This is a genomic window from Streptomyces sp. NPDC102258 (genome assembly GCF_055584685.1).
The window spans coordinates 366,248-379,353 of record NZ_JBVJLO010000003.1 but is presented as its reverse complement, the minus strand read 5'-3'; the positions used below and the strand labels follow the sequence as shown (position 1 = coordinate 379,353).

General features: G+C 67.9%; 14 protein-coding genes. 4 read left to right on the top strand and 10 right to left on the bottom strand.

The window, feature by feature from the left end:
- The first annotated feature begins 1 nt into the window (after position 1).
- Together ACZ6ZT_RS07340 and ACZ6ZT_RS07335 are read left to right on the top strand one after the other, a co-directional pair.
- Positions 2–625 (top strand): hypothetical protein, encoded by a 624-nt coding sequence (locus tag ACZ6ZT_RS07340; RefSeq protein WP_469716370.1) that lies wholly within the window; start codon positions 2–4, stop codon positions 623–625.
- The gene (locus ACZ6ZT_RS07335; RefSeq protein ID WP_469716368.1) at positions 626–1,672 is read left to right on the top strand and encodes a glycosyltransferase; all 1,047 of its coding nucleotides are present in this window, start codon (positions 626–628) and stop codon (positions 1,670–1,672) included.
- On the opposite strand, the gene ACZ6ZT_RS07330 is transcribed toward ACZ6ZT_RS07335, so the two are convergent.
- The 8 genes from ACZ6ZT_RS07330 to ACZ6ZT_RS07295 form a co-directional block, all read right to left on the bottom strand.
- A complete protein-coding gene (locus tag ACZ6ZT_RS07330; protein ID WP_469716366.1) occupies positions 1,659–2,702 on the bottom strand; it encodes a phosphotransferase in 1,044 nt (347 codons plus the stop codon). The two genes, ACZ6ZT_RS07335 and ACZ6ZT_RS07330, sit on opposite strands and share 14 nt — an antisense overlap.
- Before the next feature lie 78 nt (positions 2,703–2,780).
- Positions 2,781–3,611: a hypothetical protein gene (locus ACZ6ZT_RS07325; protein WP_469716365.1), complete on the bottom strand. Its 831-nt coding sequence runs from the start codon at positions 3,609–3,611 to the stop codon at positions 2,781–2,783.
- A gap of 5 nt (positions 3,612–3,616) precedes the next feature.
- Complete coding sequence (locus tag ACZ6ZT_RS07320; protein WP_469716363.1) at positions 3,617–3,943, bottom strand: hypothetical protein; 327 nt, start codon at positions 3,941–3,943, stop codon at positions 3,617–3,619.
- A gap of 65 nt (positions 3,944–4,008) precedes the next feature.
- A complete protein-coding gene (locus ACZ6ZT_RS07315) occupies positions 4,009–4,272 on the bottom strand; it encodes a hypothetical protein (protein ID WP_469716361.1) in 264 nt (87 codons plus the stop codon).
- The gene (locus tag ACZ6ZT_RS07310) at positions 4,272–5,327 is read right to left on the bottom strand and encodes a major capsid protein (RefSeq protein WP_469716359.1); all 1,056 of its coding nucleotides are present in this window, start codon (positions 5,325–5,327) and stop codon (positions 4,272–4,274) included. Before ACZ6ZT_RS07310 ends, ACZ6ZT_RS07315 begins: the two co-directional genes overlap by 1 nt.
- Before the next feature lie 10 nt (positions 5,328–5,337).
- Positions 5,338–5,754: a head decoration protein gene (locus tag ACZ6ZT_RS07305; protein ID WP_469716357.1), complete on the bottom strand. Its 417-nt coding sequence runs from the start codon at positions 5,752–5,754 to the stop codon at positions 5,338–5,340.
- Between the two features lie 126 nt (positions 5,755–5,880).
- Positions 5,881–6,555 (bottom strand): hypothetical protein, encoded by a 675-nt coding sequence (locus tag ACZ6ZT_RS07300; RefSeq protein ID WP_469716356.1) that lies wholly within the window; start codon positions 6,553–6,555, stop codon positions 5,881–5,883.
- 1,080 nt (positions 6,556–7,635) lie between these two features.
- Positions 7,636–8,250 carry a hypothetical protein gene (locus tag ACZ6ZT_RS07295; RefSeq protein WP_469716354.1) on the bottom strand — a complete coding sequence of 205 codons (615 nt, stop codon included), beginning with the start codon at positions 8,248–8,250 and terminating at the stop codon, positions 7,636–7,638.
- 472 nt (positions 8,251–8,722) lie between these two features.
- On the opposite strand from ACZ6ZT_RS07295, the gene ACZ6ZT_RS07290 reads away from it, so the two are divergent.
- Both ACZ6ZT_RS07290 and ACZ6ZT_RS07285 read left to right on the top strand, forming a co-directional pair.
- Positions 8,723–8,962, top strand: coding sequence for a hypothetical protein (locus ACZ6ZT_RS07290; protein WP_469716352.1), 240 nt, complete (start codon positions 8,723–8,725; stop codon positions 8,960–8,962).
- A gap of 13 nt (positions 8,963–8,975) precedes the next feature.
- Entirely contained in the window at positions 8,976–9,539 is a 564-nt protein-coding gene (locus ACZ6ZT_RS07285; protein WP_469716350.1) for a DUF6233 domain-containing protein, read from the top strand.
- Between the two features lie 180 nt (positions 9,540–9,719).
- Here ACZ6ZT_RS07285 and ACZ6ZT_RS07280 read toward each other — a convergent pair whose 3' ends face one another.
- Together ACZ6ZT_RS07280 and ACZ6ZT_RS07275 are read right to left on the bottom strand one after the other, a co-directional pair.
- Positions 9,720–11,048, bottom strand: coding sequence for an HNH endonuclease (locus tag ACZ6ZT_RS07280; RefSeq protein WP_469716348.1), 1,329 nt, complete (start codon positions 11,046–11,048; stop codon positions 9,720–9,722).
- Positions 11,049–11,227: 179 nt separating this feature from the next.
- Positions 11,228–13,051, bottom strand: a complete 1,824-nt coding sequence (locus ACZ6ZT_RS07275) for a hypothetical protein (protein ID WP_469716347.1) — start codon at positions 13,049–13,051, stop codon at positions 11,228–11,230.
- Between the last annotated feature and the right edge of the window lie 55 nt (positions 13,052–13,106).

The following is a 13,106-nucleotide window of genomic DNA, read 5'->3' as shown; positions in this document are numbered from 1 at the left end:
CATGACCATCGTCGCCTTCGAAGGCGCCTCCTACGGAGGCAAGTCGTCCACGATCAAACGGCTTCTCGGCATGCGCGGCATCGGCCCCCACGCGTTCGTGTCGGCTTGCTACGTCGACCACATCGACCGCCGCGAGGACATCCCGCCCGCGCGCACCGGATCCGCCACCGAACAGATCGTGGCGTTCGACAAGTTCATGAAGATCGAAGCCGACCGGGTCACCGCCGTCGCCGAGTCCACTGCCGACCTCGTCATCCTCGACCGATCGGTGGACACCCTCCTCGCCCACGCTTACGCCCTGGACCAGCTCTACGGCTACGACGTGCAGGCTCGACTGCGGGCCTCCCTCGCGGAAATGCCGTACCTCACGCCCGATCACACCATCTACCTCGACGTTCCTGCCGAGACCCTCCACCTGCGGCGAAAGATCATCGGGCACGCAGCTGCGGAGTCCGACTACTTCCTTCACAACCCCGCGTTCCTGGAGCACGCCCGCTCCTACTTCACCACCCCCACGTCCGGCGCCGAACCGGTTTCACGGGAGGTGACGCTGCTGCCTTCCGACACCACCCGCACTGACGTCGCCGAAGCCGCTCGCGCCCTGATCCTCCACTGGATGAAGTGAATGCCCACCGCCCTCATCGCCTGGCGCCGCACACCGCCCCCATTCCTCATCGGTGGGGCCGAGGTGACCCAACAGCTCCTCGCCGAACAACTTGCCGCCGCCGGTTGGCACGTGGTCTACCTCGGCGCTCACCAGCCCCCGTGGGACGGTCCCGGGCAGCTCGCCGAAATCACCGCCTACCTCGACACGAACCACACCCCTCACGAGTCGGCCAACGATGCCTTGCGCTACTGGTGGAACGGCGTGGACTGCATCGCCGTTGCTCAGGACCGCATCCCCGCCACGCTCGCCACGCTGCTCGCCGACATCCGACCCGACGTTGTCTTCACCTCTCAGGAAGGCAGTGCCGACATCGCGGCCGAGGCCCGCGCCCACACGCTCACCGCAGGCATCTGCCATTCGGTCTCCGGCACTGGGCTCGGCGTCCTGGCCGGCCGCCCACATGCTGGTCTGGCCGTCTCGGAATTCGTGCGCCACCGCGCAGGCAACCCGGCGGGCACCCGCATGTCCCTGTGGTACCCGCCATTCACGCAGCCGAGCCCCGGCAGCGTGAACGCGGACCGAGCCGACGGCCCCGTGCTCATGATCAACCCGATCCCGGCGAAGGGTTCACGGCTCATGCACGGCTTGATCCAAGCCATGCCTGAGGAACGCTTCACCTTGGTGGAGGGCTGGTGGAACACAGCAGCCGAGTTCCGCCAGTACGCCAATGTGACGTACATACCCCGCGTCTACGACATGGCTCCGCTCTACCGGTCACACCGGCTCCTGCTCGTGCCGTCCGTTGTCGAGGACGCCTTCCCACGGGTCATCGTCGAAGCGGCCTTGCACGGAGTGCCCACCATCGGGACCGACCGGGGTGGCATCCCCGAAGCCGTAGGTGCCGGAGGGATCATCCTGCATGCCGACGCCGACCTCGCGGAATGGGTGGCCGCGATCCGCACCATGGACCACCGGGGAGCTGGGGAGCGGGCTCGGCTCGATGCCGCCCGCTACACCCGCCCCGTCCTGCCGGAGATCGTCACCCTCGGCCTCACGACGAGGTGAAAGCCGCCCCCACCTCATCGAGCCGCCCGGTCCACCAGTGCAGCAGTGCCTCGTCCTGGGTGAACAGCTCGTCGAAGGAGTGGTCGCCCTTCTTGTAACGGAACTCCAGCTGCCAGAAGTCCGTCAGGCGCTTCCACCACAGTCGGTGCACCGCGTCCTCAAGCGCGGCTGACGACAGCGGTGCCACCGACCGGTACCCGCCGACGAACGCCGCCACCCGCTCAAGATCGAATCCGTCGGTCCCACCGAACTGGACCTGCGCCGTCCGCACCACCTCTTCTGCATAGGGGCGGACGGCCACCCGGTCCCAGTCCAGGACCGCAGCCAGCTCACCACCGGACCACAGCAGGTTCCGGAACTGGAGGTCACCGTGGGTCCAGCCGTACGGGCCGACGGGAACCTCATCAGCCGGGAGGCGGTCGGCGTACGCGGCGATCATCTCTCGCCGGGCCTTCAGCGCGGCCGTCGCCTCGTCATCGAACGCGGTCGCACCGCCCTGCTCCGCAACGGCGGCCAAGAGCCGCTCCGCCTTCTCCAGAGCCCGCTGGACACTCGTGACGTCCACGGCAAGGGACTCCGGTGTCCGGGGCAGGGTGCGGCCGTCGGCGGCCCACGAGAGGGTGACGTGAAGCCTCGCGATGTGCACGCCGAGCGCCTCTGCCTGCCCCAGCGTGAGCGAAGCGCCAGGAATGTGCTCGCCGGCCGCCCAGGGGAACAGGCAGTACCCGCCGCCGGGGGTCTCCGCTACTGCGGACCCGTCGCTGGCCAAGATCGGCGCACACACGGGGAGGCCGTGATCGCCGAGGAACCCGAGTACACCGAGGTTGCGGCGCAGCCGCTCCAGTGGAACATCCGTCACACGCTTGAGCGCGAACGTGCCGGCCGCCGCGTCAAGCCGCCAGTTCACATTCATCAGCCCGTCGGGCAGATGACGCCGCTCATGGACGCCGCCGATCCCGAAGGTGCCGGCGAGCCCCGACAGCTCCTCGTCCGAAATGTGGATCTTGTCAGCGATTGGGGTGATGGTCACCCACGGGACGATACGGGAGGCGCCCCGTCCGGCGCACAAGGATCAACGAACATCCCTCTTGATCATTTACGCCGCCCCTCAGACGACTTCCACGGAACCACCCTCGAAGTAGGGACGGGGTCCAAAGGACCGCCTGCAGCGCGGGTGGGCTATTGGGAACTCGGCTGCTTCTTCAACGCTACGGACCGTGCGAGCCGCCTTGTCCGGATCCTGATGGCTGACCCATCCGCAGTCCATGCCGTCGAAGACCTCCACGCGCGTAACGCCGGCCTCGCGGGTGCGGTTGAGGGTGCCTGCGTTGTAGGCCACGGCACTCTTCGCCAGGGTCGCGGCCTCCGCCCACACCCTGACGGGCACCCGGGCACCGTTGCTGTAGACGACGTGGGCCAGCCGATGCCCGTCCCGAAGCCGCGCTGCAAGGTTGGAAGCGGCCTGCTTCGCGGTGACGTTGCCTGCAGCAAGGAGGGGGACCTCAAGACGGGCCGCCGCCCGGGCGGCGCGGTAGAACCGGGCAGCCTTCCGCTCGGCTTCTTCGGATCGCCGGAGGAAGTCGTTGTACGAGTCGCTGGCCAGGCTCATCAGGGCATCACGGTGGATCATCGTCCACGTGAACCGGGCGCCAAGCTGTGTAGCAGCCCGCTCGGCGCCTTGCTGGTAGAGGTACGGGAGCTGCCGGCGAACGAAGGCGACGGCCTCGGTGTCGACCTCGCGACGGAACGCCTGGACGGCCCGCTTGAACTCCTCCAGCGTGAGCAGCACCAGGCGGCCGCGGGGTTGCCGCTCGAAGGTCGTGAGTACGTGCTCCTGCTGCACGGCAAGCCGGCGCCAGGCCTCATCAAGTACGGCCGCCACACGACGGGCGACTTCGTCGGGGTCTCCAGGGACCAGTGGCGGCCAGTCATACGTCACGACGGCTACCGGCTCCTGTGGGCGGGTACGAGCGGCGCGGTGATCAGCTCGATGCCCGGCTCGCCGACGGGCGCGTCGTCGGGGGCCCGGTTCTCGGCGAGCGCGGCCAGCTGGCGTTCGATGCCCTGGAGGTTGTTGCTCTGGTCAATGGTGACGACGCCGTCAACCACCATGCGCAGCGGTTCGGCGAGCAGGTTCGCGCGACGTTCGGAGAGGACCTCGCGCGCGACTTCACGGGCCGAGGAGAGGCGTGCGTAGCGGGCGGCGAGGTCGTTCTGGTCTGTGGTGGGCCCGAGCTGGGCGAGGAGCCAAGCGAGGACGGCGGGGTTCACGGACTCTCCTGCAAGGAAGAGGGGCCGCCGCTCTCTGCGAGTCGGCGGCCCCGGTCGGGGTACGGCTACGTGGTGGCCTTGCGGCGGCGCTGCGGCACAGGCTCCGGCTCCGGCTCGGGCGGGGAGGATTCGTCCGGGGTGAAGCCGAAGGACGGCGGCCCCTCAGACTCGGCGGCCGCATCGGGCTCGGGCACCACACCGTTCTCCCAGGCATCGGGGTTGGTGATCTCGGCGGCGAGTTCGGGTGCCGGTTCCTCACCGGGGTCCAGGACGACCCACTCCCGGGTCATCGGGTGCTGGACGTGGACGGCGGCGGAGAGACGGGCCATCAGATCACCTTCGCAACGACGTGGGCGTCCGGGGTGTGGAGGACCGGCATGCCCACGGCGGCACCCTTCGTCCAGATCTGGACCGGGTCGTCCTGTGCGCCACAGGTGATGATGATGCCCGGCCGGTCCTCCTTCGTGATCTCCGGGTTCGTACCCCGCGAGAGGGCGAGGGCCTCGGCCGTCACGCCGAAGATGGTCTGGCCCCACTTCGCGCGGTCCGGGGGCAGCAGGATCCACCGGTCCTCGGGTAGCACCTTGGTCTGCGCGCCGTCGACGCGGACCTGGCCCTTGTAGAAGGTCACCTGCGGCAGGCCGTAGTTGTCGCGGACCACGTTGATCTGCTGTGGCGTGAGCGTCGCCGTCGGCGTGTTCGAGGGGTTGACGCTGCCGTAGTAGGCCGCGCGGTAGGCGTTGTTGGCCGCGAGGAACGAGAACGCCTTGCGGCTGGTCAGCACCAGCTCCGGCGCCGGCGCCCCTCGGTCGTCCAGGTACTGGATCCAGGCCAGCTCGTCCTTGATCGGATCCGACGTCGGGTCGGACCACAGCTTGGGCACGGTGGGCATGTTGCCGGCTGGGACGCCCCAGTCCACTTCGATCGTCAGCCCGTTCTCGGCGGCGAGAGTGAACTTGCCGTCGGTCAGTACGTCGCCCCAGGCGAGCTCGATGCGGGAGCGGATGGCCTCGACGTGGCGCTCGGTGTCGTCGTACAGCAGCTCGATCAGCCGGTCTTCGTCCGCGCCTCGGGATGCTTCCAGCAGGATCTGTTCCTGCTCGCCGACGAGCAGCTTCTGGCCGAGCGGGGGCAGCATGCCCTCGCGCGTGGTCTGCCACGCCTCGCGCGTCGCGAAGGGCACGCTGGCGTCGAACGCCCGGTACTTGGCGACGTTGACGTACCGGCCGTTGTCCTTGACCCTCCACTTCACCTCGTCCTGCTCCAGTGAGGGGATGATGCCGCCCGTCTTGCTGAGCAGATGGTCCGCCTGCGAAGGGATGGCGCGGGCGAACGTCGTCAGGTCGTTGGTCGAAATGTTCTTGATCAGATCCTGAATGGTCATCTGGGCTTCCTCACACGAACCGGATCTGCGGGCCGGTCACCGACGGGGCGACCTTGGTGGTGTCGATGCCGCCGGGCACCTTCGCGGTGACGACCACGCCATGCCACAGGAGCGCCGCGGGCACCTTCGTGGCGGTGGGGGCGTACAGCGTCTCGGCGAAGACGAAGCCGGCGAGGCTCTGGCGCCCGTCGGCTGCTGCCGGGTCGAAGGAGCCGTACAGGCCGGACGCCGTGATCTTCCCCACCGGCACCCCGGACAGGACTCGGCTGTACGGCTGGCTGCTGTCCGTGGATGCCTGGACGTGGGCCGCGGTGAGCTTGGAGACGTCGAGGGTGATCGTCTCGGTGGAGTCGGTGCCGTGCAGGCTGCCGAGCCAGGCCCGGTCAGCCGTGTAGGACACCGAAGTGGTGATGGGCTGGATGGTCACAGCCTGTCCTCCCGTGGATGTGGATCAGGGCCGGCGCTCACCGGAGTGGCGGCGTCGTCCACGGGAGAATGGGGCGTGGTCCCCTGGTCCGGCTCACCCGCCGGTGGGTGCGCGCTGCCGGGCCGATCAGTCGGTGACGAATCCGCGACGGCGAGCCATTTCCAAACCGGCGGCACCCGGGCGAGGCGGAAGTCCCCCGCGGCTCGGCGGCCCCCCGGCAGGCGAGCCTCCGGGCGCCGGCGGCGGGCCCTGCTGCCCGAACAGGCCCGGCCTGCGCGTCTTGAGCTGCTCGGCGACCACGGTGACAGCTGCCTCGTCGGCGTCCGGCTGGTCGGCGAGGGCCCGCTCGATGAGGACGACGGCATCTGCCAGGTCGTCTCCGCTGGCTCCGAGGCCGGCTAGCACCGATCGGCGGACAGCGGCGCGCTCCCAGGCCTCCGCGTCAGCAAGACGCTGGCTGGCCTGCCGCTCCCGTTCGGCCGCCGCCTGCTCCCGGCGCTCGATCTCCGACAGGGCCGCCTGGTCAGCGTCACGCTTCGTCGTGATGAACTCGCCCAGCGCCTCGGCGGTATCGAACCCGAGGTCCAACAGAAGCTTCTTCACGGCTGCTCGGCCGCCCTGGGTCTTCTCCCTGGCAAGGAGGCGGTTCAGGTCGTCCTGTGAAACGGTCGAGGCCTGCGGGTCGGCCGGGTCTCCTCCGTCCGACGGGTCGTTCGGGGCGGCACCGAGAATCGGGTAGATCGGGCGACCATCTCGGCGGTAGCCGACCGGCGCGAACGGCGAAGGGAGCGAGCGCGTCATGCATGAACCTCGTCAAGGTCTCCAGCGCCCCCACGCTGTTGATCAGTCTAACGACCGTCTCGTTCAGGTCGGTTGCATCAACGCTTATAGCGGCTTGAGATGGCCCTCCCCGCCTTAAACCCAGCTGGCGGCTATGCACAATGGTGTCCATGGATGCAGGGGGCGTGGCGCTAGTAGGCGCCGCTGGCGCGGCACTTGGTGCCCTTTTGGGCGCAGTGGGAGGGGTGGCTTCGGCCACCACCACTGCAAGGTCACAACGTAAACACTGGCGCGCCCAGGGCCGACGGGACGCTCACCTACAGCTGATCGAGGCCGTTGATGCGGCAATGGAGCACATCTTCCGATTTCAGTCGATGCCGATCACTGATCAGCGGACTGCCATTCCATCTGAACTTCCTGAGTTCGGTGCGCTCAATCGCGCTGTCGGCCGGCTGGTGGTGGAGGGGCCTGAGGAGGTCGCAACAGCGGCAGATGCATTCGCGGTTCAACTGGAGCTGTGGAAGGGCGTTACGACGGTTGCGCTCACAGAGTTGGATGAGGAGGTACTACTACAAGCGGGCGGCCTCTCATCGCGCCGAGCCTCTCGATGTGGTGCAGCGCGAGGCCTTCGAGGCCGCTGAAGGAGCCACAGACGCCGCTCACCGAGATGTCATGCTGGCTTCCTTCCAGGTTAGAGAAGCCCTGCGTAAGCACTGGGCCAGCTAGGACTTTGCTCCCGCGGCACGCCCGCCGCAACGCCCGTCTTCGATGGCGGCGCCCATGCCAGGGAAACTACGCAAGAGAACTCATTCACTGCCAAGTGGAACCTCTCAGCCGACCCTCACGTCTGGGCGTTCTGACGTAACCGGCTATGGGCCAGCACGCGCTCTACATGGGCCGTTTCCCCATCGGGCCGTAAGACGATCAATGCGTCCCACGAGCCGCAGAGCGCCTGTTAGCTTGATCATGTCGCGCTGACGTGCGACGCCGACGGGGGCGGGGCCGCCCATCAGTAACCCACTCCACCAGTAGGAGTGCGCCGAACGGGGTCGTAAGCTCGCCCCGCTCCCACCGGCCGTCGCTGACGTCCCCGCTCACACGTCAGCAGTCACCGACCTCTCGTTCGTCGTACATCAGCTGCTCGTACGCGTCCTTCGCCCGGTCATTGAGCTCGGCCTCGATCGACTTCACAACCTTGAGCGCCTCCTCGTGCACCCGGTCCGGGTCGAGGAGCTCGAAGAGCTTCGTACCGCCGAGCGATACCGCCAGCATCCTGTCGGGGAATTCTCGGAGCGCCCTGCCCTGGAATCCCTTCTCTGCGGGAGGCAGAGCTGCGAAGTCCTCCAGGCGTGCTTCGCTGAGGTGCTCCAGCGCATCGCGTACGAGCTTGAGGTCCCGGTTCTCCGGAGGCGCCGCCTCTCCCCGCTCCCTCGCCAGCCGACCACGCCACTGCTCCAGCTGGTACGCGGACCACACAAGCATGTGCTCCTCCGCCCACTGGATGCGGAAGTTGGTAGCGAGCTGGTCCTCGTCAGGGCTCCAGTCCCCGCCCCGGTCGTAGTTGCGGTCGTCTGTCGCAGCCATCTTGCGGACGGCCTGCGCGCGCCCAGCTTGCCGAATCACGCCCTCAGCCCATACCTGCACCATGTACTGAGCGACCTCTATCGCACCAGCTGCGGGGTCTACCTCGAAATCTGCGAGGGGGTTCGTGTCCATGCCGGCGAGGCTAGTCGCCCCTGCGGCGGGTCTCGAAGGTACTCGTGACACCTCGACCGCGATCCTCGACTCAGGACCACCTGGGGCAGCAGCCCTGGATCGTCCCGGTCTGTCGCGTCCTGGCGTCGTGCCTGAGATCAGTGCCCGGCGTCGTTCAACAGGCTCTGCCGCTTTTCCCTAGCCTCCAGGCGCATACCCAAAGTAGCGAACCAACCGCACACAGTAATCAAAGTGGCCCCTCGTGACACACCAGCCTCAAAGAACGACCGAAATCCGCCGTCGATGTCCCCCGATACGTCCCGAAAGCCCCGATGACTCCAAGGCCCGCTCGCCGCTCACGACCGGGTACGGCCCGCAAGGATCCCCCAACACCCCACCCGCCTCACCCCCTGACCAGGAACGATCGAACTTCGACGGCACAAGAGGCGGGCCCGACTTGCACCCAAAATCGAACAGATGGCCTAATGCAGCTATGGCGCGACCGACCTTCTCACCCGATCTTGTGCAGGCCCAGGTCCGGGTGATCCTGGCCTACGAGGCCCTCGCACAGCAGCCTCCGACCGCCCCCACCGCTCTGCTGCGGCGCGAGCTCGTGGAGGCCCTCCGCTGTCTGTACGGCCACCCGTTCTGGACCACGCCCGGCGCATCCCCGACGGGCATAGTTGAACTTCGCCGCCAGGCCCGCACCCGCCTGTGGGTGCCGGCCGCGTAAGGAGGCGTTCCCCGTGGCAGCCCCACGCCCGGGAACCGCGACGCCGGCCCCGCAAAACGACCAAGCCGCGGGCTTCGCCCCGCCCCCGGTGCAGATCCTGCTCCCCCAGGGCGAGGCCACAGGGTTGCTGTGGGAACGGCGGCAGCTGCCAGGCGGATGGGTGTACCTCGTCTCCTTCGAGCTGTGGGTCTGCGACGAGGACGGCGTCATGACCACGGCGTCCACCCGCATGTGGGTGGACGCTCCCGGCCACGCCCAGCCCATCGACGGCATCGACCCGGAGGTGTACGCGGCTGTCCCCGCTTACCCTCTGCCAGCGCCGGACTCCGTGGAACGGCAGCTCGGCCCCCGGCGACCACCCGGTTGGGTCGTGGAGCCGCTGCGCCAGCGCGGCCCCGACCGTGCCGTCATTCACGCGGTCGACTGCCCTGACGCTCCCCGTGACCGGGCGGCTCTGACCTGGCAGCAGGCGCTTGATCAAGCCGAGCGGCCGGGTACGCGCCTGTGTGCGCTGTGTGGTGCCGCCCACGAACTGGAACCCCTCCTCAGCGGCTTTGACAGCATCGGCGAGGGGTGACCTGGCCGGTCCGACGTGGTCGCGCCGCTTTGCCGTTAGTAGCTCCAGGCGGAACCGGTCTGGCGGTACTCGGCCACCGAGATGGGGGGTGACGCCGTCCCGCATCCGGTCTTCGTAGAGGCAGCCGTGGAGGTGGTCGATCTCGTGGTGGACAAGACGCGCGAGACTTACAGATCCGCATCAGCCCTTACGGCCGAAGGGAAGGGCCGCCGCCTCAAACACCGAAAGGTGCTGCGTAAGGCAGGGGACAATGTCCGGATCCTGATAGCAGCCAGCAGCGGATGCCGCCTGGTAGATGTCAGCCACATAGAACTCACCGAGCGACACGGCGCGTCGGAGATTTTGGAAGAAGCTGGCAGTCTCCTCCTTTGTCGGCTCGACGTTGCCCGACGCTGTGTACGCGACGCGCCACAGCTCAGCAGCCTTCGAGCGCCAACCACTAACCCCCGTCACCTCAAGCTCGGAGTCGGACAGTCCGTGGTAGATCCGGGCCGACTTATGCGACCCGGCGTGACTGGCCGCCTTCACAAGACGAGGCACGTATATCTGGGCGTCGAGGAGCTTGTCGACCTGCTCCATGACCCACCTTCGCTGTTCGTCCGACGGGCCTCCTACGATCTTCCCGCCCCACTCTTCATCGCCCGGGACCCACGTAGACGGCCACGAGGTGTTCCATGCACGGGCGACCTCATCGCAGTCCATATCCCGCCGCGCTTCGGCAAGGCTGGTCATCCCGAAGTAGGTGGCATACTGCGCTGCTTGGACGACCCGGTCAGGCTCGGACAGATCCTCCTCCGAGAGGCCTTCCAACTCTCCAAGAAATTCCTTGACCTGCTGAGGCGTCGGCGCTTCTCCATTGTCGGTCGAACCGCAGTGCCAGACCGCGAACGCTGCCTCAAGCACCGCTTGCCGCACGGTGAGATTAGCCTGCGGCGGGCTGGCCCCGACGATCCGCCGGGCACCTTCTTGTAGGGCGTTGACCTTGTTCCACGCAATACCACAGCAGTACTTGAACTTGTTGGCGTCGAGAACCTTGTCGTAGCCCATGGCGGTGTCGATGATCTCGCCCCAGACCCAAACCGGCAGTCCCGCGGCTCGAAAGCGTTCGACGCTGGACTTCCAGTCACCAGGGAGCTCGATGGCTTTGCGGTCATCGCCTTCGCCGTACCCCCAGCGGTTCCACTCTTTCAGGAAGGCGGCGCGATATTCGAGCTTGGGCTGTTCCTGTTCGAGAAGGTTGTCGGCAGCCTGCTGCATGGCAGCCGCCCAACGTAGGGCGTCGTCAGCGACGTTCTGGACCAGGGCGCTGTCAACGGTGGCGGAGCTCTTCCCGCTGTTGCAGGGCTCGCAGCTCGTGACGAGGTTGTCGGGGGTGTCGGTGCCGCCGAGCGCGACAGGGGTTACGTGGTCGACGCGCAACGGGACATCGGGCGCCGTGGCGCCGCAGTAACGGCAGGTGTGGTTGTCCCGGCGGAGGACTTCGTACCGGAGGCGCTTGGAGACGGCCATGGCGCATTCTCTCTGGCTAGTGGGGGTGTGGTCCAGGCGCCGGTGCGGAGTGCGGCTTGGCGAGCCTCGGGGGCGGCCGCGTTCTCGAGGGAGGCGACCACGAACAACTCATCTGTCAATGCTGGCACGGTGGCTGCGCCAGGAGCCAGCGATCGGCCAGACGGCGGCGTCCTCGCCGATCACTGAAACCGCTCCCCGGGCAGGGGGACCCTCACCGTTTCCGGACCCGCGTTCGGCAGGCCGAGGTAGGCGCGCACCGCTGCGTTGTCGTTGGTGGCGTCCGCCAGTCGCGCGGCCGCGTCGAAGCCCCTCGCCTGAATGAGCTCGATCTCGTGCTGCGCGTCGTCGATAGGGTAGCCAGCGTCCTGGAGCATCCGCACGCCGGTCTCCAGCGACAGCACACCGGCGCCCACTCCCTTAACGACCTCCTCCAGGACAGCCGCCCGATCGGTTGGAGTGTGGGGGCCCCAAGCGAGTTGGGCAGGTACTGATTCGCCCGCTGGCCAGCCGGGCGCCTGGCCGGCCTGGTGGAGTCGCTGGACCATGCGCAGCAGGATCACGTACTTGTGGGCCCGTGCCAGCCGCATCGCTGCCACGAGCGAGTCGAGTGGACCGAGGGCGAGCTGGAGGGCGTAGCCGGAGGGCAAGGCGGTGGGATCGAGCGTGCCCAACCCGGCAGATGTGAGGCGGCTGTTCGCGGCGATGCGGTCGAGGACGTGGTCGACGCGGGAGCGAAGCTCGGCGAGCTGCGCGCTGGTGTCGAGGACGTCCATGCGGCCGCCGTCGTTGAGCTGCCAGACGGTGCCGGCGCGGACCTTCACTGGCAGGGGTTGGCCGGTGCTGCGGTCGATGGGGAGCCGGGCTCCGGCGAGTCCGATGATTGGGGAGCCGGTGGTGGCGCTGGCGGCCGAGGAGTCCGTGTCGGTGGCGGAGAGTTCATCGAGGGCTTGGAGGACGGTCGCCAGCGTGGGCTTGCCCCAGTGGTCACCGGAGTGGGGGATGTTGTTGGTGATGTGGATCAAGGGGATGAAGTCGACCTGGAGGTCGAGCTGGTGGAGGACTACGCCGTCTGCGCGGACCCGGAAGGTCGCCTTGTGCAAGGGCAGGTCGTACAGCAGGTCGGAGTGGTTGAGGTCGTCGAGGTCCCATTCGGCGTCGGTCAGGTAGCAGGTGTACGGGGACGGCCTGCCTGTCGACCAGGGGTACGTGCGGGTGATGACGCCCGTGGTGGGGTCCTGGGCGTCTCCAGGGACGAGCAGCGCGTTTCCGCCTTCGTCGATGATGGGCTCGCGGAAGCGGGCGCCGTTTGGGGACGTGGCGGGGCGGCTGGCCGGCGTGATGGGTGCGATCTCGTAGGTGATCCGGCGCAGCCTGGCCTTGGTGCCGCGGCGTACGTCCTCGGGGATCTCCCAGGCAAGGTGGACCCGGGTGGGGAACTCGCCTGCGTCCTGTTCGTCGTCCGGCCACTCCGGGAAGTAGAGGCCGGGGTCCCATGTGCGAAGAAGTACCCGGTTCTTGGCGGGGTCCCACGCGAGGGAGTACACAGCGTCCCCGAGGAGGATCGCGGTCCGTTCAGCTTGCTGGAGGCGTAGCGGCAGGAGCTCTGTCTCGGCCCACGCTCGCAGGCGTTCCTGGACCGCGGCGGCCTCGGCCTGTCCGTAGCCGGCCTCGGCGCCGCGCTGTTCGGCGCCGGGCACGGTGATCGTCTGCTCTGAGCCGAGCAGGTAGCCCAGTGCGGTGTCGATGAGTTTGCTGGCGTCGCCCAGTTCCCGCCGCTCGTCGCCAGCGGCGTCGTCTCCGGTGATCGCGGCGACCTGGCCAGCCTGGTTGGAGTCGTAGGCGGACAGCATCCGGTAGGCGGAGAGGCGCCGCAGGTCCTCATCCGGGACCCATGAAGAAGTGAGCTCCGACCAGGCGTTGCGGCCGGGCCGACGTGGGTCGGCCATGACCGGCTTGTAGTCCAGCCAGCTCCAGACGTCGGTGATCAGCGTGCGCAGGCCCACAGCGGCTTCTCCAGGCGGTCGGCCCCCACGCCCGCCCGTTCAGGTTACGGCGTAG

Coding starts and splice junctions, on each gene's coding strand:
- ACZ6ZT_RS07340 (WP_469716370.1), top strand. CDS start 2: ATGACCATCGTCGCCTTCGAAGGCGCCTCCTACGGAGGCAAGTCGTCC.
- ACZ6ZT_RS07335 (WP_469716368.1), top strand. CDS start 626: ATGCCCACCGCCCTCATCGCCTGGCGCCGCACACCGCCCCCATTCCTC.
- ACZ6ZT_RS07315 (WP_469716361.1), bottom strand. CDS start 4,272: ATGGCCCGTCTCTCCGCCGCCGTCCACGTCCAGCACCCGATGACCCGG.
- ACZ6ZT_RS07310 (WP_469716359.1), bottom strand. CDS start 5,327: ATGACCATTCAGGATCTGATCAAGAACATTTCGACCAACGACCTGACG.
- ACZ6ZT_RS07300 (WP_469716356.1), bottom strand. CDS start 6,555: ATGACGCGCTCGCTCCCTTCGCCGTTCGCGCCGGTCGGCTACCGCCGA.
- ACZ6ZT_RS07295 (WP_469716354.1), bottom strand. CDS start 8,250: ATGGACACGAACCCCCTCGCAGATTTCGAGGTAGACCCCGCAGCTGGT.
- ACZ6ZT_RS07290 (WP_469716352.1), top strand. CDS start 8,723: ATGGCGCGACCGACCTTCTCACCCGATCTTGTGCAGGCCCAGGTCCGG.
- ACZ6ZT_RS07280 (WP_469716348.1), bottom strand. CDS start 11,048: ATGGCCGTCTCCAAGCGCCTCCGGTACGAAGTCCTCCGCCGGGACAAC.